This window comes from Sphingomonas sp. GM_Shp_2 (assembly GCF_026540875.1).
In the GTDB taxonomy this organism is placed as follows: domain Bacteria; phylum Pseudomonadota; class Alphaproteobacteria; order Sphingomonadales; family Sphingomonadaceae; genus Sphingomonas; species Sphingomonas carotinifaciens.
Genome location: NZ_JALNUQ010000037.1, coordinates 22395 through 41343, shown reverse-complemented (window position 1 = coordinate 41343; position 18949 = coordinate 22395). Strand labels below are relative to the sequence as shown.

Sequence of the window (18949 nt, the reverse complement as noted above, 5' to 3'; positions counted from 1 at the left end):
CGCATGCGCAGATTCGGTTCGCGCTTGCCCTCCACCTGTTCGATCGTCAGCGCGTAGCCGGGCAGCTCGTTGCGGTCGGCAATTCGCGCGATCTCGAACTTGAAGCGACGATATTGCCCCTCTGCGCCCGATTTCTCGAACAAGGTCGGCATGGAGATGGCGAATCCCGCCTCGCCTGCTCCTCCGGCATGCTTGCGGGCAACCTTGTAGAGCCATCGCTCACGACCGCCGGAAATGTCGAAATAAGCGCGGTCGATAGACAGGACGCCGCCCGTCATCATCACGCCCTCCCAGAACCAGTTGGAGAGCTCGATGGTCATGCCGCGCGACCGCTCGGTTTTTTCATCGACCAACTGCGTCCAGCCATCGAGCCAACTGAACGTGGCCTCACGGCGATTTTCGGCGCGGATATTGGTCTTGACCGTCGTGGCGACCAGCCGGTCCAGGGCCTGTCCAAGCAGTTCATAGGCGCGTCCGGTCGGCTGCCGGCCAATGGCGCGCAACAGGTCATAGGGCATCAGATGCAGCTTGCGCGGGACGTCGTTGATGCCGCGCCTCGCCATGTCTGCGAGCATACTGGCGCAATAGATCAGGATGTCGGCATCCCAGATCGTCGCCATGCCATAATCGGGATTGGCGGAGACATGAACCCACAATTTGCCGTCCGGCGAGCGGTAATCGATCGGCTTCACGCGTTTGGACTTGGCGAGGCTGAAGAACGGCCGCTCCATCATCTCGCGCTGATCGCGCAGCGGCATGTCGGCCAGATAGGGGAGGAACATGTCGAATTGCTCCGACGATCCTTCCCTGCGTTGCCCCCGCGTCATGGCGTGTTTCCCCGGGGAAACATCATTGATGTATCCCGCGACCGCTGCGCTCGAGATGGTCGAGAAGATTGCGCACCGCGTCGACGACCGTCTCAGTATCGGCACCGGAGCCGGCATGCAGGCGGATCGTGACCCCCTGACGGTTCTCAGACTGGAGCGACAAGATCGTCCTGCCATATGCATTGGTGTAGCGATATCGCTCGACCGGTTCCGTCACGGTGCCGAATGACGGCGCTTCCATCAGGCGCCGCATCACCTCTGCCGCGGCATATGGGATCAGCCCGCGCCGGTGACGATCGGCCTGCTCCTCGACCAGCCGCTTCGCGACACCAGTTACCTGCAAGCGGTGCGTATCGAGCAACTGGGCCAAAGCATAGGCGGGCTTCAATTGAATATCGGCGGGAGAGGCAAAGGCGGCAACGACACCATCGGGGATCGTGGCGACTTTCAACATCTTGGAAAGCCAGCCCTTCGACAGTTTCAGCCGTTCCGCCATGCGGGTCTGATGATTGCCATAATGCGTTCGCAGCGCCTCCGCATAGTTGCGCGCGCGTTCGAGATCCGACACGTCCTTGCGCGCACGGTTCTCGATATCGGCAAGCCGAAATGCGGCCTCGTCGTCCAGGTTAGCGACCTGAGCGACAAACTGCATATCCGGGTAGCTGTTCGCGCGTAGCCAACGAACCGACCAGTGGCGACGGGTGCCGGCGATCACCTCATAGTCATGCTCCGGGTCTCCGTCGATCCGGCGCACCACCGCGGGTACTTTCTGACCACCCTCCGCGATCAATGAGTCGATCAGTTCGCGGCAGTTTTCTTCTGACAGATGCGCGTAACTGCGGGCATTACCTGGCCAAATGCGTACGCGGGCGGGGTCTAGTAGCAACTGCGTTACCTGGCGAACCTCACCACTTGCCACTCGGGCGAGCGCCGACTCCCGGCCAAGCAACGTAGTACCGCGCGCGCGTTCAACAGTACGTTCCGGAGGGGCAGGGGGCGGTTCGACATTGGCGACCGCCTCATCCTCGGCCAGCAACGCTGCGAGGTAATCGGATTGCTTACGCGCCATGGAACACCCTCAAATCAGAACATATCACGAACATGTGCAACATAGACCGGTCAGGCCGCGGCATGGATGACGGCCTCCTCGCTCGCCGCCTCGACGCGGCCCCAGCTTTGGCGGACGAGTTGCTCGACCTGCCGCATCGCCTCATCCAGATTGGCGCGGCACCGCTTGTGGGTTTTGGGCGTGCCGATCGGCTTGTCGAGTTCATAGACCGTCATCATGCGCATCGCCGCATGACTGATCTCTGCGGATTCAAGGATCGGAACCGGGAGCAGCGCCGGCCCGAAGCTCTGTTCCATGATCGCGCGTACCATCGCATGGCTGGGGTCATTCGCGTCATATTTGGAGCAGATCAGCCGGACGAACTGGTAATCCACCTCAATCCCGGCATCGGTGAGCTGATGGAGGACCTGATCCATCATCGACAGGAATTGCACCGTCGAACAGAAATCGGGAGTGGTCGCTGCCAAGGGGACGAGCAAGGCATTGGCCGCCTGCATGACAGCCAGGCTGATGGTGCCGAGCGCGGGCGGTGGGTCGAGCAGGACCACATCGTAATTGCGGGCCAGTTCCGACAAGCCGCGCTTCAACTTACGGAAGCGCGCCGCCAACACCGAGCCGCCATCGCTGCCCGCCGCCGCAAGTTCATACTCGACGTCGAAAAGTTCGAGATTGGAGGGGATCAGGTCTACATTGGGCCAGGGTGTCGGCCGGATCGCATAGGCGAGGTCAGTTTGCGTCGGATCGATCGACAGATAAGGATAAAGCGTTTCGTCCCGCTTGATATTGAAGTGCGGATTGAAGCCGAACAGGGTCGTGGTCGTCGCCTGGCTGTCGCAATCGACCACCAGCACGCGGTATCCTTGCACCGCGAAATAATGCGCAAGATGCGTGGTGACCGTCGACTTGCCCACGCCACCCTTGAAATTCTGTACCGCGATGATGGCGGGAATATCGAGCGGAGCGCGTACCGGGGAAGCGCCCAGCACGTCACGCATGTGGAGGAGCTCCTGCACGCTATAGCCGATCCGCCGCCCGTTTTCAGAGGCAGGTGCCGGGGGCAGGCGGCCATCTTCCTCCGCCATGCGAATGCGGTTGGTCGAACAACCGAGCAGATGCGCGGCCTCCGCTATGCCGAAGCGGACGTTGAGTCCTTTGCGGCTCTCGGGCAGGAACGCCTTACGCCGCAGGCGCTCGATCATTCGCTCGCCGGCACCGGCCAGATCGCCGATCTGGTTCACCACTGATTGCATGATAGCTGCCCAAGCCTGTTTTGAATATTATCTGGCAAACTGATGACGGAAAACATTCAAACGCACAAGCGCCGCATGGCAGGCCTTGTCGTGAAACGCGGTGAGAGGCACAGGTTGCTGCGATAACAAGAAGATGGTGGACATTGCCGATGCTCTCCCTGTTGCTGATCGCCGCTGCCGCGCAAGGCGCCAGCCCTCCCGCCGCCATGGCGGACAGTGCGGAGATCCGCACGGCGATAGCCCAGATGGCCGCCGAAATGCGGGAAGGGCAGGGGTTTCACTATCGACCACTGCTGCGTGACGGCCGGACGGTGGCTGCGCTCGAATATTGGAAGGCGCCCGGGCGGCCGGCGGTGCATCCAACCGAGGCCGAATATGCCGTGGTGATCGAAGGCGCCGGTACGCTGGTCTCGGGAGGGACGATGGTCGACGCCCGCGAGACAAGACCGGGGTTGGTGGAAGGCGGGCGGATCGAAGGGGGTGCGACGCGTGACCTGCGCCCTGGTGATGTTATCCTGATGCCGGCGGGTGTTCCGCATTGGTTTGGCGTCACCGGCGGCAAGCTGGTGTTGCTGGGTATGAAGCTGCCCCCTTCTGAAAATGGCGTCGACGGTCGGTAGATATCGGAATGTCGCAGGGGATGCGGCGTTTGGCTAGGGAAGCGCAATCAGGGTATTGTCGTAAAAACGCCGGTTTCGGATTTATACTATGGCCGGTCCGGCGTCCGGATTTGTCGAACTCCGATGGCGTGGATGGAGCGCTCGTGGATCAGTCACGCAGGCTCTCTGCCGGCCTCTCTTTGCAGCGCCACTTTCGATCAGATCGCACCAGGCCGGATAACGCTTGATCCCCAGGCGACCTGAAGGCTGGATTCAGACGCATCCGTGTTGAGGTACGAAGTGCGTGAGGGGGATGAAGTCCGTGAGGGGGCCGAAGCGGTACGCGTTGAACGGGGCGCAATGGTCGCGGATTGCGTCGCTGGTACCGGGTAAGGTGGCTGATCCCGGCCGGACGGGTGCGGGTAACCGCCTGCCATAATTGGATGGCTGTCGGTGTTGCGCTCCGACGTATCCTAGCGCGATCTGCCGGAGGGATACGGCGAACGGAAGACGGTGCACCGGCGCTTCAGCCGCTGGTGGCATGCCGGCATGTGGGAACGGATGTTCGAGGCGCTGACAAAGGACCGCGACAACCAGTATGTGATGATCGACAGCCGCATTGTTCGCGATCGTGGGCAGGCGGCGACCGGAAAGGCGGGGGCGAGGATCAGGTGCTGAGGCGTTCCTGAGGTGGACTGAAGACCAAGATCCACATGCCCGCTGACACATCCGGTAGACCACTATGGGTCTTATCACGCGGAGGCATGTCAGTCCGCCAGAACCGGTCTCTCCGATAAAGCGCTACGCCAGCACCGAGTTGCGCGGCCGGATCGCTGAGGGGAGCCATTCAAACACAATTGAAAGGTTATGATCCCACCCACCATCGACAAGCATCGCGACCGGATCGAACGACGCTGCGGCCGCGCACAGCGTCACCGCCCCTTGGCACGTCGCAGGGATAGATGTTCCACTTCAATGGTCTCGTCCATCTTGTCGTGCCTCGTTCTACCAGAGTAGCGCGGGTCCGAGCAAAAGGTCACGGCCTTAGTCTCCTACCAGAGTCACGATTATCGGGAGCGACAGGGCGATCAGTTGCCTATCACCATTAGCTGCGATACGCAGTATGAATAATTATATCTTATGGTAATTATATGGGTGTTAGGGTCAGGACCCGTTGATTATAGCCAGAAGATGACGGTGGCTGCGAGGGTGATGGCCGAGAAGAAGGCGGTTGGGCAGCGATCGTAGCGGGTAGCGATGCGCTGCCAGTCCTTGAGGCGGCTCCGTCAAACCAAATGCACCGGCTGTTCGGGAGAGCCGGGTAGGGTAGGGCAGAGGTATGCCTCGCCCGCGCAAACCAGCCTCGCCGTTCCGCTACTTCAACTCTTCGCCTGAGGTGATCCGGCTGGTGGTGCTGATGTATGTGCGCTTTCCGCTCAGCCTGCGGAACGTGGAAGACCTGCTGTTCGAGCGCGGCATCGACATCTGCCACGAGACGGTGCGGCTGTGGTGGAACAGGTTTGGCCCGCTATTTGCCAGCGACATCCGCCGCCAGCGGGTGAACCGGATGCGCGGTTATCGACACTGGCGCTGGCACCTGGATGAGATGTACGTGAAGCTGAATGGCGAGATGGTCTACCTGTGGCGGGCTGTCGATCACGAGGGTGAGGTGCTGGAGAGCTACGTCACCAGGACCCGTGACAAGACAGCAGCGCTCGCCTTCATGAAGAAGGCGCTCAGGCGCCACGGCTCGCCTCATGCGATTACCACCGATGGCCTGCGTAGCTACGGCGCTGCAATGGACGAACTGGGCTGCCGCGACCGGCAGGAGGTGGGCCGCTGGGCAAACAACCGGGTGGAGAACAGCCACCTGCCGTTCCGACGACGAGAGCGGGCGATGCTGCGGTTCCGGTAGATGAAGACGCTCCAGAAGTTCGCCACTGTCCATGCCAACGTCCACAACCACTTCAACCTGGAACGCCACCTCACCGACCGGCAAACCTACCGGGAGCGACGCTCCGCCGCGCTGGCGGAGTGGCAGGTGCTTGTCAGCTAGGCTGCAGCCTTCAAAGACTGACGTGCATCATGTGGAGAGCAGTTCGCTTTAGACTGACAGCACCCGCCGATCTCATACCGGTCGGGCGGCCTGGACGAGGAGGATATTCGCAAGACCGGCTCGCCATTTCGAAGCCAGCCGTCCGGGGCAACTTGAATAAGGCCCGGTTCGTCATGCCCAATGATTCGTTCAGGGCGACGGAATCGGGAACAGGTTTCGGGAATGCGGATCAGCTGGCGCATTGGGAAGACTGGCCGGCAGCGGCAGGCCATGTGTTGCTGACCGGTTCACCAGCGATATCGGTGGCTTGTTGCCGATGGCGCTATCCGGCCGCACCTCCGTTGTAGTCTCTACGTCGCCCTGCTGCGGCCGGTACGCACTCACCTTCTTATCCGGCATCGCCTCACAGCCATCATCATCTTCTGTGCCCCATGAGCCCTAACCCGAGATCCAGGCGGATGGAGAAGCCGGGGATCCTCACGGCGGCACAAGTTCGCACCCCTTGGATCATGTGGCTCTTGCAAAGAACCTACAGGCGCACCCCCAACCCGATTCCGAACACCAGGGGGTCCAGGCTCACCTTCACCCGCTGCGTGCCGGCCGCCGTGGTGGAGAGACGGGCGGTGGTGTCGATGTCGATGTACTTGACGTCGAGGTTCAGGAACACGCGGCTGGTCAGGTCCACGTCGATGCCGGCCTGCGCGGCCCAGCCGACGCTGTCCTTCATGTGGACGCGCGTCCGTCCGACGGCGTTCTCCAGACCGTTCGAGGCCTTCTCGTTCCAGAAGACCGTGTAGTTGATCCCGGCACCCACGTAGGGCCGCACCTTCGCGGTCGGCGCGAAATGGTACTGCGCGGTCAGCGTCGGCGGCAGCACCCAGGTGGAGGCGAGCTTGCCGATGCCGCCGGTGGTGCCGGACCTGCCGCTGGCGCTGTGCTTGGTGGTGGAGGCGATCAGCTCGAAGCCGATCGTGTCGGTCGCCATGTAGGTCACGTCCACTTCGGGCATGACGCTGTTGTTCACCTTGACCTTCTCGCCGGGGAAGGCGGGCAGGATGCTGCCGGACCGCTCGTTCGGCGCGACCAGGATCGCGCGGGCGCGCAGCAGGACGTCGCCGGCACGAATGCCGGTGCGCCCCTCCGCCGAGTCCGCCGTCTGGGCCAGCGCGGGGACGGCGGTTACCAGCGCGAGCGTCGCGAGGGCGGCTTTGACGGGGACGTTCATGCAGGTGCTCCTTGTTCGAGGTCTATCCCCGCTTAGGAGCCGGCCAGCGCCACGGCCTTGACCGCGAACAAACCGTAATTTGACCGGAGTCAAAGGCACGCCGTCAGGCCTCGCGCATCACCGTTCGCATGTGGACCTTTCACCCGCACCTGCTCGCGCGCGCCGTGCCGCGCTACACCAGCTATCCCACCGCGGCGGAGTTCACCGACGCGGTCGATTCTGTCGACATGGCGAGGGCGCTCGACCCGGTGGCGCCCGGCACCGCCGTGTCGCTCTACGTGCACATCCCGTTCTGTCGCTCGATCTGCTGGTATTGCGGGTGCAACACCGCCGCAGCCGGTCGTGCCTCGCGGCTCGACGCCTATCTCGCGCGGCTGCAAGACGAGCTGGACCTGATCGCGGCGCGGCTGGGTGGGCGCGGCCGGATCGAGCGGGTCGCGTTCGGCGGCGGCAGTCCCAACGCGATCCCGCCGCAGGCGTTCACGGCATTGATGCGCCACATCGACGACGCCTTCGCCGCCGGCACCGCCGTCCGCTCGGTGGAGCTAGACCCGCGCGGGCTGGCGGAGGATTGGGCCGAGGCGCTTGCTGCCGCGCGCGTGACGCATGCCAGCTTGGGCGTGCAGACCTTCGATCCGGTGCTGCAGGCCGCGATCGGGCGGGTGCAGCCGGGGGAGGGCATCGCGCGCGCCACCGCTCTGCTGCGGCAGGCGGGGGTGTCATCGCTCAACTTCGACCTGATGTATGGCTTGCCCGGACAGAACGAGGCGATGCTTTCGGCAACGCTCGACTCCGCCCTTGCGCTGGCGCCCGAGCGGATGTCGATCTTCGGCTATGCTCATGTGCCGGGCCTGATCCCACGCCAGCGGCAAATCGATGCCCACGCGCTGCCGGATGTGTGCGCCCGCTTCGACCAGGCGCGACGCGCGCACCGGCGGCTGACCGACGCGGGATACCGCCCGATCGGCTTCGATCACTTCGCGCTGCCGGGCGACCCGCTGGCACAGGCGGCCGAGACGGAACGGCTGCGCCGCAACTTCCAGGGCTTCACCGAGGATCAGGCGCAGGTGCTGATCGGAGTTGGCGCCAGTGCGATCAGCCAGTTCCCGAACCGCCTGCTGCAGAACGAGAAGAACGCCGGCCGCTGGCATGCCGCGATCGCCGGCGGACGGTTCGCCACCGCGCGGGGTGTCCGGCGGACCGTTCAGGACCAGGTGCGCGGGCGCGCGATCGAGGCGATCCTGTGCGCGGGCGCCGCCGACCTCGCCGACGTGCCGGAGCGCGGCCGGATCGCCGAGCGGCTGGCGCCGTTCGAGGCGCTGGACCTGGTCACCTGGCACGGCAGTCGCATCGTGCTGTCAGGCGACGCCTTGCCCTATGCGCGCTCGATCGCCGCCGCGCTCGACAGCTATCGCGGCGAGGACATGGCGCGGTTCAGCAATGCCGTCTGAGGCGCCAGCGCGCTGTGCCGCCTGCGCGGCGCGCAACCGTGCGCTTTGCGCTGGGCTTGCCGACCGCGAGCTCGCCGCGCTGCACGCGATCGGTCGGCGGCGGGTGTTGTCGGCGGGGCAGGTGCTGACCTGGGCGGGCGATCCTGCGATCGTCTGCGGCAATCTTGTGTCGGGCCTGCTGAAGGTCGCTCGGCAAGAAGCCGACGGGCGCACGCAGATCGTCGGCCTGCTGTTCCCCGGCGATTTCGCGGGCGACCCGTTCGACACACGCGCGACGGACACCATCGCCGCGCTGACCGAGGCGGACCTGTGCATCTATCCGCGTGAGGCACTGGCGCGGACGCTGGAACAACATCCCGCCGCCGAGCGCCTCCTGCTGCGCCGCACGCTGGCGACGCTGACCGCGGCGCGGCGTGCCTTGCCGATGCTGGCCCATGCGCGGGCCGAGGCGCGCGTCGCCGCCTTTCTGCTCGACATGGCATATCGCGCGGAAGTCTCCGGCGACCGGCCGTTCGTCCTGCCGCTGTCGCGCGGCGCGATGGCGGAGGCACTCGGCCTGGCGATCGAGACGGTCAGCCGCCACATCACCGGCTTCCGGGACGACGGCCTGATCGCGCTGTCGGGGTTGCGCGGCATCCGCCTGCTCGATCGGGTCGCGCTGGCGCGCCGCTCGGGCTGAGCGGGTCAGCGCGGCGGCTGCACCTCGATCAGCCGCAGCCGGGTGCCGGTGCCGCTGCTCGCCAGCGACTGCCGCGTGACCAGCAGCGTGGCGCCGGGGCGCAAGACGCCGCGCACCGCCCGTTCGAACGCCTCGGGAACCCGCCCGCGCGTCCGCTCGCTGTCGCCGATTTCCTCGCCGACGGCCGTGTCGAGGCCCGGCAGCGGCAGCCGCGTCCAGTGCAGCCCCTCCGCGTCGATCGCGCGCAGCGTATAGGCCGCGGTGGTCGTCACCGGCGCGTCCAGCGCGACGGGCGTGGCGCCGATCTCGACGCCGTTTCGCAGCACCACAAGCCGCTGCTCCTGCCCGCTGACCACGATCGACACCGGCCCCGAAGGCGCTCGTTCCGGACGCCAGCTATAGGCCTGAGCCTGCGCATCTCCGGCCAGCTCGGGGGCGGACCGCGTTGCGCCCGGCGCGACTTCCGGCGCCAGCGCGTCGTCGGTGATAACCACCGTCAGGCCGGGTCGGGTCACCCCGTACAGCAGCTTCGCGAAGGCGAGCGGCAGGCGGACGCAGCCGTGGCTCGCCGGATAGCCGGGCAGCTTGCCGGCGTGCAGCGCGATCCCGTCCCAGGTCAGCCGCTGCATGAACGGCATGGGCGCGTTGGCGTAGAGGTTGGAGTGGTGGTCCACCTCCTTCTGCAGGATCGTGAAGACGCCGGTGGGCGTTTCATGGCCCTTGCTGCCGGTCGACACCGTCGACACGCCGATCGGCACGCCGTTGCGATAGACGTAGGTGCGCTGGGTCGCGAGGCTGACGATCATCGTCACCGGGCCGTCCGGCGCGATCTGCGGCGCCCAAAGATATTTGCCGGGCTTCAGCCGCTCGATCGGCCCCGCTTCGAGTGGGATGCGCTGGGCAAGCGCCGCGGCCGGGGCGGCAAGGAGCAGGGTCAGGACGAGGCGGCGATCCACGGTGAGAAATTCCCCTTCAGGCGGCGATCGGAAGATACGCCGCCGTGCCATCGAGCGCGAGCCGCCGATCGCATATCGCAAGCAGGGCGGGGCGGTGGCTGACCAGGACGACGCCCTGCCCGGTGCGGGCGAGCCGCGCCGACAGCCGCGCCGCGACCAGCGCCTCGCTGGCCGCGTCCAGCCCTTCGCCGGGCTCGTCGAGCAGCAGCCACGGCGCATCGGCCAGATAGGCGCGGGCGAGCGCGAGCCGCCGCCGCTCGCCGCCCGACAGGCGCACGCCATCTTCCCCCAGCCAGGTGTCCAGGCCCTGCGACAGCGCCCGCACGACATCGTCGAGCGCCGCATCGGACAGCGCGCGCCACAACGCCGCCTCGTCCGCCTGTGGGGCGGCCAGGTGCAAGTTGTCCCGCACCGTGCCCGCAAGCAGGGCGGCGTCCTGCGGCGCCCAGGCAAAGGCGACGCGGAACGCCGGCCCGGACGCGGCAAGATCCCGTCCTCCCAGGATCGCCCGTCCGGCCGCGATCGGGCGCAGGCCGAGCATGCCCTCGAGCAGCGTCGTCTTGCCGGCGCCCGAGGCGCCGGTCAGCGCCACCCGCGCGCCGGGCCGGAAGCGCCGCCCTTCAAGGACCAGCGTCGCGTCGGCGGCGCTGCCCTGCCCGGTCCTGGGCGCGGCGAGCCCGAACAGCCCCTCCAGCCGCCGCTCCGCCTCGCCCAGCCGCCCGCGCTCGGCGAGCGCGCGCAGCACCGGGCCGATCGCATCGACGGTCATCGCAGCGGCGAGCGCCGCCAGCGCCGCGACGGGGGCGCCCGCGGGCGTCGAGAGCAGCAGTGCCATCGCCGCCGCGGTGGCGACGCTGGCGGCATGCAGTAGATCGAACCGCGCGGTCGCCGCGGCGTGCGCGCGCTGTGCTGCGGCGAGGTCGTCACCCGCCGCCGTCACGCGCGCCGCCGCCCAGTCCTCCAGCGCGAAGCACCGCAGTTCCGCGGCCGCCGAGCCGATCGCGGTGACGTGCTCGCGCAGCGCGCCCGCCGCCCGCTGCACCGCCACGCCCGGCGCCACCAACCGGCGCGCCAGCCATGCGCCCGCGAGCAGCGCGGCGATGGCGCAAGCGACGGTCGCGAGCATCGGCGCCCAGCCGCCCAATGCAGTCAGCGCACCGCCCGCCGCCAGCGCCGCAACGACGCCCCAGCGCCCGGAGCGGCGCACGAACCGCAGTTCGACCGCGTCGATGTCGCCGATCAGCCGCGCGGTCGCCTCGCCGCGGCCCAGCGCGAGGGCGTCGGTCGGTGGCGAGGCGGCGATCGCGCGGAACAGCGCCGGCCGCAGCCGCGCCAGCGCGCCCAGCGCCGCGGCGTGGCCGGCCAGCCGCTCGCCGTAGCGCGCCCCAGTGCGGACGATCGCCAACAGCCGGATTCCGGCCGAGGGCAGCATGTAGTTGAACGCCTGCGCCGCGGCGAGCCCGGTGGCACCGGCGATCCCGGCGGCGGTGATGAACCAGCCTGACAGGCCGAGCAGCAGCACCGAGGCCACCGCGACCAGCCCCGCGCACAGCGCCGCCTGGCGAAGCCGGCGCCGCTCGGCATGACGTTCGGTGGCGAGCAGATCGGCAAGCGTCATGCCGCGTCTCCCAGATGGATGATCTGAGTCGCGATTGCGGCCAGCGCCGCGCTGTGCGTCGAGATCAGCGTCGTGCGCCCGCGCGCGGCCCGCGCGATGGTGGCGATCAGCCCGGCCTCCGCGTCCGCATCGAGATGCGCGGTCGGCTCGTCGAGCAGCAGGAAAGGTGCCGACCGGAGTAGCGCGCGGGCGAGCGAAAGGCGCCGCCGCTCGCCGCCCGAAAGGCCACTGCCGCGTGCGTCGATCACGGTGTCCAGCCCACGACCCCGCCGCGCGAGCAGCGGGCCGAGGCCGGCCGCGGTCACCGCCGCGCGCACCGCCGCGCCATCGGCGGCCGGGTTGGCGAGCAGGAGGTTCTCGCGCAGCGTGCCCGCGATCAGCAGCGGGTGCTGCCCGGCCCAGCCTGAGTGCCCCGCCAGCGATACCAGCGGCGCGCCGCCCACCTCGACCGACCCGCCCGACAGCGGCGCCAGGCCCAGCAGCAGGTGCAGCACGCTGGTCTTGCCGCTGCCCGACGGGCCGAGCAGTGCCACCGTCTCGCCGGGCGCGACCGCGAAGCTCAGCCCCGACACGGCTGCGCGGTCGCAATCGGGGTAGCGGATGGTGACGTCGTGGAAAGCCAGCGACGGCGTGACCACGGGGGCCGGCGTGACGACCGCCGGTGCCGGGATCGCCATCAGCACGTCGGCGGCGGTTCCCGCCGCCTGCTTGTCGTGATAGGCCGCCGCGAGCCGGCGCATCGGCACGTAAAATTCGGGCGCCAGCGCCAGCACGAAGAACGCCTCGCCCAGCGTCAGGGTCCCGGGCACGCGCACCGGCAGCAGCCCCAGCAGCGAAAAGCCGCAATAGACCGCCACTAATGCCACCGACAGCGCGGCGAAGAACTCCAGCGCGGCGGACGAGAGGAACGCAACGCGCAGGACACGCATGGTTCGCGCGGCCAGTTCCTCCGCCGCCGCGCCGATCGCCGCCGCCTCGCGCTCCTCGGCGCGGAAGGCGAGCACCGCCGGCAGCGTCCGAACCCGGTCCGCGAACCGCCCGGACAGCTGCGCGAGCGCGAGGAACTGGCGGCGCGATTCGTCGGCCGCGGCACCGCCCGCCAGGATCATCGCGAATACGAACGGCAGCAGCGTGCCCAGCAGGATCAGCGCCGCGAACCAGCTGGCGCACGCGGTGGCGGCGAGCACGATCAGCGGCGCCACCGTTGCCGCCTGCCGCGCGGGCAGGAAGCGCGCGACCCAGCCGTCCAGCGCTTCCACGGCATCCACCGCCTGGCTGGCCAGCCCGCCGCTGTCGAGCGGCCGCCCCGCCTCGCGCCCGAGCGCCGACCGCACCACGCCGTCACGGCGGTGGCTTTTCACGGCTGCGGCGGCGTTCGCCCCCAGCCGCGTCGCCGCCATCACCAGCACGCCGCGCGCCGCGCCCGCGCCGGCCGCCAGCAGCGCCCAGGGAAGCACCGCCGCAGCGCCCTCCGGCACCGCCGTCACCCCGCCGGCGAGCGCCGCCGCGAAGGCGATCGCCGCTCCCGTGTCCAGCAGCAGCAGCAGCCCCGGCGCACGCCGCCGCCCGCCCGCCTTTTGCAGCCAGGATGTTCGCGCCCTCGCGGCGTCGAGCGTCATCGTCGTCATGGGACGGTTCGTCGTCCGGCGTGGCCTGCGCGTCTTTGACCGCCGTCAATGTTGTGCCCCCCGCCCGAGCCTAGCCGGCTGTGGAGGGACCGGGTGGCCCCTGTTCAAGGAGACTCGCAATGGATCCGGGGGTCGTCGACCTGTCGCGGCTGCAATTCGCGCTGACCGCACTCTACCATTTCCTGTTCGTGCCGCTGACGCTCGGCCTGTCGTTCATGCTCGTCATCATGGAATCGGTGTACGTCATGACGAACCGCCCGGCGTGGCGGGTGACGACGCGCTTCTGGGGCAAGATCTTCGGAATCAACTTCGTGCTCGGTGTCGCTACCGGGCTGACGATGGAATTTCAGTTTGGCACCAACTGGTCCTACTTCTCGCACTATGTCGGCGACATCTTCGGCGCGCCGCTCGCGATCGAGGGGCTGATGGCCTTCTTCCTGGAGGCGACGTTCGTGGGGCTGATGTTCTTCGGCTGGGATCGCCTGTCGAAGCTGGGGCACCTGATCGTCACCTTTATGGTGGCGCTGGGCACCAACCTGTCGGCGCTGTGGATCCTGATCGCCAACGGCTGGATGCAGAACCCGGTGGGCGCGACCTTCAATCCGGACACGATGCGGATGGAGGTGAGCGACTTCGGTGCCGTGCTGTTCAATCCGATCGCGCAGGCGAAATTCGTCCACACCGTCAGCGCGGGCTATGTCTGCGCCAGCGTGCTGGTGCTGGGCGTGTCCGCCTTCTGGCTGCTGAAAGGGCGCTTCGTGCCGATCGCCCGCCGCTCGATGACGGTCGCCGCCGCATTCGGCCTGGCATCCTCGCTGTCGGTGGTCGTGCTCGGCGACGAAAGCGGCTATGCGCTCACCGACAACCAGAAGATGAAGCTCGCCGCGATCGAGGCGGCCTGGCATACCGAGGCCGCGCCCGCCGGCCTTACCCTGTTCGGCATGCCGGACACGGTGGCGCGCACGACCCGATACGAGGTGCAGATCCCCTGGGCACTCGGCCTGATCGCCACCCGCAGCCTGGACGGCACGGTGACGGGCATGTCCGAACTGGTGCTGAAGGCGCAGGAGCGCATCGCCTCGGGCGTCGTCGCCTATGACGCGGTCGAGAAGCTGAAGGTCAATCCAGCCGACACCGGTGCCCGTGCGCAGTTCGAGGCGCACAAGCGCGACCTCGGCTATGCGCTGCTACTCAAGCGGCGGATGGCGGACCCGCGCACGGCCACGCCGCAGCAGATCAGTGCCGCCGCATGGGACACGGTGCCCAGCGTGCCGCTGATGTTCTGGGGCTTCCGGGTGATGGCGGCGATCGGCTTTGCCATGATCGCACTGTTCGCGGTCGCGTTCGCACTGTGCTCACTGCGGATGCACATGGACGCGCGCTGGTTCCTGAAGCTGGCGGTGGCGGCGATCCCGCTGCCGTGGATCGCGATCGAACTCGGCTGGATCGTCGCCGAGCTGGGGCGCCAGCCCTGGGCGATCGAAGGCGTGCTGCCGACGTTCCTTGCCGCCAGCTCGCTCAGCCGCGAGGCGATCTGGATAACCATCGCGGGCTTCACCGCGCTGTACGGCGCGCTGGCGGTGATCGAGGTGCGCCTGATCCTCGCCGCCATCGCCCACGGCCCGGAGGAACGGAACGACCAGCCCGCGCCGGGCCCGATCCCCGCCGCCATTCCCGTCACCGCCTGACAGAAGGGACAGGACATGTTCGATTATGAGATGTTGCGCCTGATCTGGTGGGCGCTGATGGGCGTGCTGTTGATCGGCTTCGCGCTCACCGACGGGTTCGATCTGGGTGTGGCGGCGCTGCTGCCGTTCGTCGCGCGCGACGACGCCGAGCGCCGCATGGTCATCAACTCGATCGGGCCGACGTGGGAGGGGAACCAAGTGTGGTTCATCCTCGGCGGAGGCGCGATCTTCGCGGCCTGGCCGTTCGTCTACGCGGTCAGCTTCTCGGGCTTTTACCTGGCGATGTTCCTGGTGCTCAGCGCACTGATCCTGCGCCCGGTGGGGTTCAAATACCGCTCCAAGCGGCCCGACGCGGCGTGGCGGACGCGGTGGGACTGGGCGCTGTTCGTCGGCGGGTTCGTGCCGGCGCTGGTGTTCGGCGTGGCGGTCGGCAACGTGCTGGCGGGCGCGCCCTTCCGGCTCGATGGCGACCTGCGCGCCTTCTACGAGGGCGGGCTGCTGGGGCTGTTCACGCCCTTCACGCTGCTGTGCGGGCTGCTGTCAGTCGCGATGCTGGTGCTGCACGGTGCGGCCTGGCTGGCGATCAAGGTGGAGCGCGGCGCGGTGCACGACCGGGCACGGGCGTTCGGCACCGTCGCCGGGATCGCCTCCATCGTGCTGTTCGCCGCCGGCTTCGCCTTCGTGGCATGGGGCGACATCGGCTATCGCATCGTCGGCACGGTGGACGCCGCGGGGCCGTCCAATCCGCTGCGCACCACCACCGAGCAAGTGGCGGGCGCATGGCTGGCGAACTTCGCGGCATCTCCATGGATGATGCTGGCGCCGGCGCTGGGCTTCGCCGGGGCGGCGCTGGCGCTGATCGGCATCCGCCGCGGCACCGAATGGGCGGCCTTCGCCGGGTCGTCGCTTTCGGCGACCGGGATCATCGCCACGGTCGGCTGCTCGATGTTCCCCTTCATCCTGCCCAGCAGCATCGACGCGCATTCCAGCCTCACGGTGTGGAACGCCTCGTCGACGCACAAGACACTGGGAGTCATGCTGTTCGTCACGGTCGTCTTCCTGCCGATCGTGCTCGCCTATACCGCCTGGGCGTACAAGGTGATGTTCGGCAGGGTGACCAGCGACGCCGTGCGCACCAACCCTGACTTCTACTGACGGGAGCACCAATCATGTGGTATTTCGCCTGGGTTCTCGGGCTCGGCCTGGCGGTCGGCTTCGGCATCCTCAACGGCATCTGGCACGAGTTCCATCTGCCGATCGAGGAGGATGGCTGATCCATCTTACGACGGGGGCGACATTCGCCCCCGTTTCGATTATTGGCGCGGCATGGCCCTGACCGACATCTGCGCCGATTGCGCAGTGCGCGACCGCGCGCTGTGCGGCAGCCTCGACGATCGCGAACTGAAGGCGCTGAACGCGATCGGCCAGCGCCGGCTCGTCCAGCGCGGCCAGACGGTGGCATGGGCCGGCGACGAGGCGGTGATCTGCGGCAACCTGCTCTCGGGCGTGCTGAAGCTCGTCGCGGCCACCGTGGACGGGCGCGAACAGATCGTCGGGCTGCTCTATCCGGCCGACTTCTTCGGCACGCCGTACGCCGGCCAGACCGACTTCACCATCGTCGCGCTGACCGACGCCGAGCTGTGCGTTTTCCCCCGCGCCGCGTTCGAGCGGGTGCTGGAGGACCATCAGCGAATGGAGCGGCTGCTGCTCCAGCGCACCTTCGAGTCGCTCAACGAGGCGCGCGGGCGCATGCTTGTGCTGGCGCGCAAGTCGGCAGGCGAGAAGATCGCCGGCTTCCTGCTCGACATGGCGGCGCGTGCGGGCGATGCCGGCTGCCGCGCCGCGCCCGGCGGACCGATCACCTTCGACCTGCCGCTCACCCGCGGTCAGATCGCCGACGTGCTGGGCATGACGATCGAGACAGTCAGCCGCCAACTCACCAGGATGAAGACCACCGGCGTCATCCGCCTGCCCGGCGGGAGGGCGGTGACGATCAGCGACCGCGATGCGCTTGCGGCGCAGGCGGAGGCGGCCTGAGTGCCGCCCGTGGCTCAGGCGACGGCGCGGCTCGCGATGGCCTTCACCAACAGCATCCGGGCTGAGGCGGTCAATCTGTCACCGGCGAGCGCCATGATCGCCAGCTGCTCGTAATCGATCGCGCGGCGACATCCGCTGAACAGACCCCGCAGCAGATAAGCGAGCGCGTCGGCTGCCGGCCGGTGTTCCTCCGCCTCCGGACGCAGTGCGGCGATCAGCTCCTGCGCCATCGCCGCATCAGACGACTGGCGCAGACGGAGGTGGTCGAGCAGCGCATCGGCCAATGCGTCGGGTCCCCGAAGCAACATCTTCTCTAGATACGGCAACTCGTCGCACTCGTCGCGCATGACCGTATCGACCAGTTCCTCGCACAGCGCCGCCGCCTCCTCGGGCGTGGGAAGCGTGGGCAGCGCATCGGCCACAGCCTCCAGCCGGTCGCACAGCGCCGCGCGTCGATGGTGAGCGCCGATCAGGCGAACAAGGTCGATCTCCTGGATCACATGCCAGCGGCGCGAGAACGGCACCACGCTGCCTTCGAACCGATCGTGCTCCATCGCGGTCTCCTTCGACCGCTTCCGTGAAACGTTGTGCCCGGTACTGCATTGACCGCCGTCAAAGCGGGGAGCGCCCGCCTGCTTCAGGATGGCCGCCATGACCTATGACGTGATTGTGGCGGGCGGCGGCCCGGCCGGACTGGCCTTCGTGAGGGGGCTGGCTGGCAGCGGGCTTCGCGTCGCCGTGGTCGAGCGCCAGACCCGCGCGAGCCTGGCCGATCCGACGGACGACGGACGCGAGATCGCGCTGACGCATCGCTCGGCGGAGACGCTGCGCATGCTGGGCGCCTGGCAGCGCATCGATCCGTCGGCGGTCGCCCCGCTTCGCGCGGCGCGCGTGGTGGATGGCGGATCGTCGTTCGCGCTCAGCTTCGATGCGCAGGGCGCCGCGGTGGACCGGCTGGGCCATCTCGTATCGAACCACCGTCTGCGGCGCGCCCTGCATGCCGCGATCGGGCACGACGATGATCTCACCATGCTTACCGGGCAGGGTGTCTCCGGCGTCGCCACCGACGAGGGCGGTGTCCGCGTGCGGCTTTCGGGCGGAGATACGATCCGGGGAGCCTTGCTGGTCGCCGCAGATTCGCGCTTTTCGGCGGTGCGCGAACGGCTCGGCATCGCGGCGCGGATCCGCCGGCTCGGCCGGTCGATGCTGGTCGCCCGCGTATCACACCCGCTCGATCACGAGGGAGTCGCACTGGAATGGTTCGGTCATGGCCAAACGGTCGCGCTGCTGCCGCTGAACGGGCGCCGAACCTCGGCCGTGCTGACCCTGCCGGAGGACGCGATCGCGCGCATTGCGGCGCTGGACGCCGACGCGCTGGCACGCGAGTTGACCCGCCGGACGGCGCACCGGCTCGGCCCGCTGCGCCTGCTCGACACGCCGCACGTCTATCCGCTCGCGACCGTGTGGAGCACGCATTTCGCCGCCACGCGCGCGGCGCTGATCGGTGACGCGGCCGTCGGCATGCACCCGGTGACGGCGCACGGCTTCAACCTGGGCCTGCGCAGCGCCGCATCGCTGGCGATCCTAGTCCGCCAGGCGGCAGCGCGGCGCCGGAACATCGCCGCGCCGCTGCTCTTGCGCCGCTACGAGGCCGGGCACCGGCTCGCCGCGGGCCCGCTGTTCGCCGCAACCGACGCGATCGTTCGGCTCTACACCGACGACCGCGTCGCCGCCCAAATGGCGCGCCCGGCGCTGCTGCACGCCGCAGCGCGACTGGCCCCGGTACGTGCCACCGTCTCCCACTTCCTCATGCAGCACTGAGGCGCCGGCGCGCAGTTTGACGGCGGTCAAATTGAGCCGTGCCGC

General features: G+C 68.1%; 16 protein-coding genes and 3 pseudogenes. 10 read left to right on the top strand and 9 right to left on the bottom strand.

Features of this window, described 5'->3' with window-relative positions; genetic code table 11:
* From OXR08_RS12955 to OXR08_RS12945, 3 genes are all read right to left on the bottom strand, one after another.
* A partial coding sequence (locus tag OXR08_RS12955; RefSeq protein WP_267350410.1) for a replication initiator protein A occupies positions 1 to 827 on the bottom strand: 827 nt, incomplete at its 3' end.
* Positions 828 to 849: 22 nt separating this feature from the next.
* Positions 850 to 1896, bottom strand: coding sequence for a ParB/RepB/Spo0J family partition protein (locus tag OXR08_RS12950; RefSeq protein ID WP_112382949.1), 1047 nt, complete (start codon positions 1894 to 1896; stop codon positions 850 to 852).
* Positions 1897 to 1946: 50 nt separating this feature from the next.
* A complete protein-coding gene (locus OXR08_RS12945; protein WP_112382948.1) occupies positions 1947 to 3146 on the bottom strand; it encodes an AAA family ATPase in 1200 nt (399 codons plus the stop codon).
* A 149-nt stretch (positions 3147 to 3295) separates the two neighbouring features.
* Here OXR08_RS12945 and OXR08_RS12940 point away from each other — a divergent pair, with 149 nt between their 5' ends.
* Together OXR08_RS12940 and OXR08_RS12935 are read left to right on the top strand one after the other, a co-directional pair.
* The gene (locus OXR08_RS12940) at positions 3296 to 3766 is read left to right on the top strand and encodes a cupin domain-containing protein (RefSeq protein WP_205411628.1); all 471 of its coding nucleotides are present in this window, start codon (positions 3296 to 3298) and stop codon (positions 3764 to 3766) included.
* A 292-nt stretch (positions 3767 to 4058) separates the two neighbouring features.
* Positions 4059 to 4431: pseudogene (locus OXR08_RS12935) on the top strand (transposase); the annotation flags it as partial.
* A 492-nt stretch (positions 4432 to 4923) separates the two neighbouring features.
* On the opposite strand, the pseudogene OXR08_RS12930 reads toward OXR08_RS12935, so the two are convergent.
* A pseudogene (locus OXR08_RS12930) lies at positions 4924 to 5025 on the bottom strand (IS5/IS1182 family transposase); the annotation flags it as partial.
* Between the two features lie 59 nt (positions 5026 to 5084).
* On the opposite strand from OXR08_RS12930, the pseudogene OXR08_RS12925 reads away from it, so the two are divergent.
* Positions 5085 to 5801 (top strand): annotated as a pseudogene (locus OXR08_RS12925) (IS6 family transposase).
* 529 nt (positions 5802 to 6330) lie between these two features.
* On the opposite strand, the gene OXR08_RS12920 reads toward OXR08_RS12925, so the two are convergent.
* Complete coding sequence (locus OXR08_RS12920; protein ID WP_267350407.1) at positions 6331 to 7026, bottom strand: OmpW family outer membrane protein; 696 nt, start codon at positions 7024 to 7026, stop codon at positions 6331 to 6333.
* A gap of 128 nt (positions 7027 to 7154) precedes the next feature.
* Between OXR08_RS12920 and OXR08_RS12915 the strand changes: the two genes are divergently transcribed.
* Positions 7155 to 8477: a radical SAM protein gene (locus OXR08_RS12915; protein ID WP_267350404.1), complete on the top strand. Its 1323-nt coding sequence runs from the start codon at positions 7155 to 7157 to the stop codon at positions 8475 to 8477.
* Positions 8467 to 9156, top strand: a complete 690-nt coding sequence (locus OXR08_RS12910) for a Crp/Fnr family transcriptional regulator (RefSeq protein WP_267350402.1) — start codon at positions 8467 to 8469, stop codon at positions 9154 to 9156. Before OXR08_RS12915 ends, OXR08_RS12910 begins: the two co-directional genes overlap by 11 nt.
* Before the next feature lie 5 nt (positions 9157 to 9161).
* On the opposite strand, the gene OXR08_RS12905 is transcribed toward OXR08_RS12910, so the two are convergent.
* From OXR08_RS12905 to cydD, 3 genes are read right to left on the bottom strand one after another with little or no spacing between them, the layout of a single operon-like run.
* Complete coding sequence (locus OXR08_RS12905) at positions 9162 to 10112, bottom strand: L,D-transpeptidase (RefSeq protein ID WP_267350400.1); 951 nt, start codon at positions 10110 to 10112, stop codon at positions 9162 to 9164.
* A gap of 16 nt (positions 10113 to 10128) precedes the next feature.
* Positions 10129 to 11730 carry an ATP-binding cassette domain-containing protein gene (locus OXR08_RS12900; protein ID WP_267350398.1) on the bottom strand — a complete coding sequence of 534 codons (1602 nt, stop codon included), beginning with the start codon at positions 11728 to 11730 and terminating at the stop codon, positions 10129 to 10131.
* Positions 11727 to 13358, bottom strand: coding sequence for a thiol reductant ABC exporter subunit CydD (cydD, locus tag OXR08_RS12895; protein WP_267350396.1), 1632 nt, complete (start codon positions 13356 to 13358; stop codon positions 11727 to 11729). The genes OXR08_RS12900 and cydD overlap by 4 nt, the downstream gene beginning before the upstream one ends.
* Before the next feature lie 119 nt (positions 13359 to 13477).
* Here cydD and OXR08_RS12890 point away from each other — a divergent pair, with 119 nt between their 5' ends.
* Genes OXR08_RS12890 through OXR08_RS12875 form a run of 4 tightly spaced genes read left to right on the top strand, consistent with a single transcriptional unit; the run spans position 13478 to position 17083 of the window.
* Positions 13478 to 15046 carry a cytochrome ubiquinol oxidase subunit I gene (locus OXR08_RS12890; RefSeq protein WP_267350394.1) on the top strand — a complete coding sequence of 523 codons (1569 nt, stop codon included), beginning with the start codon at positions 13478 to 13480 and terminating at the stop codon, positions 15044 to 15046.
* 15 nt (positions 15047 to 15061) lie between these two features.
* A complete protein-coding gene (gene cydB, locus OXR08_RS12885) occupies positions 15062 to 16201 on the top strand; it encodes a cytochrome d ubiquinol oxidase subunit II (protein WP_267350392.1) in 1140 nt (379 codons plus the stop codon).
* 14 nt (positions 16202 to 16215) lie between these two features.
* On the top strand, positions 16216 to 16320 hold the full coding sequence (gene cydX / locus OXR08_RS12880) for a cytochrome bd-I oxidase subunit CydX (RefSeq protein WP_267350390.1): 105 nt from the start codon (positions 16216 to 16218) through the stop codon (positions 16318 to 16320).
* Positions 16313 to 17083: a Crp/Fnr family transcriptional regulator gene (locus tag OXR08_RS12875; RefSeq protein ID WP_346731907.1), complete on the top strand. Its 771-nt coding sequence runs from the start codon at positions 16313 to 16315 to the stop codon at positions 17081 to 17083. The genes cydX and OXR08_RS12875 overlap by 8 nt, the downstream gene beginning before the upstream one ends.
* 14 nt (positions 17084 to 17097) lie before the next feature.
* On the opposite strand, the gene OXR08_RS12870 is transcribed toward OXR08_RS12875, so the two are convergent.
* Positions 17098 to 17736: a hypothetical protein gene (locus OXR08_RS12870; protein WP_267350388.1), complete on the bottom strand. Its 639-nt coding sequence runs from the start codon at positions 17734 to 17736 to the stop codon at positions 17098 to 17100.
* Between OXR08_RS12870 and ubiM the strand changes: the two genes are divergently transcribed.
* Positions 17735 to 18904 carry a 5-demethoxyubiquinol-8 5-hydroxylase UbiM gene (gene ubiM / locus OXR08_RS12865; protein ID WP_267350386.1) on the top strand — a complete coding sequence of 390 codons (1170 nt, stop codon included), beginning with the start codon at positions 17735 to 17737 and terminating at the stop codon, positions 18902 to 18904. The two genes, OXR08_RS12870 and ubiM, sit on opposite strands and share 2 nt — an antisense overlap.
* Positions 18905 to 18949: the final 45 nt, after the last annotated feature.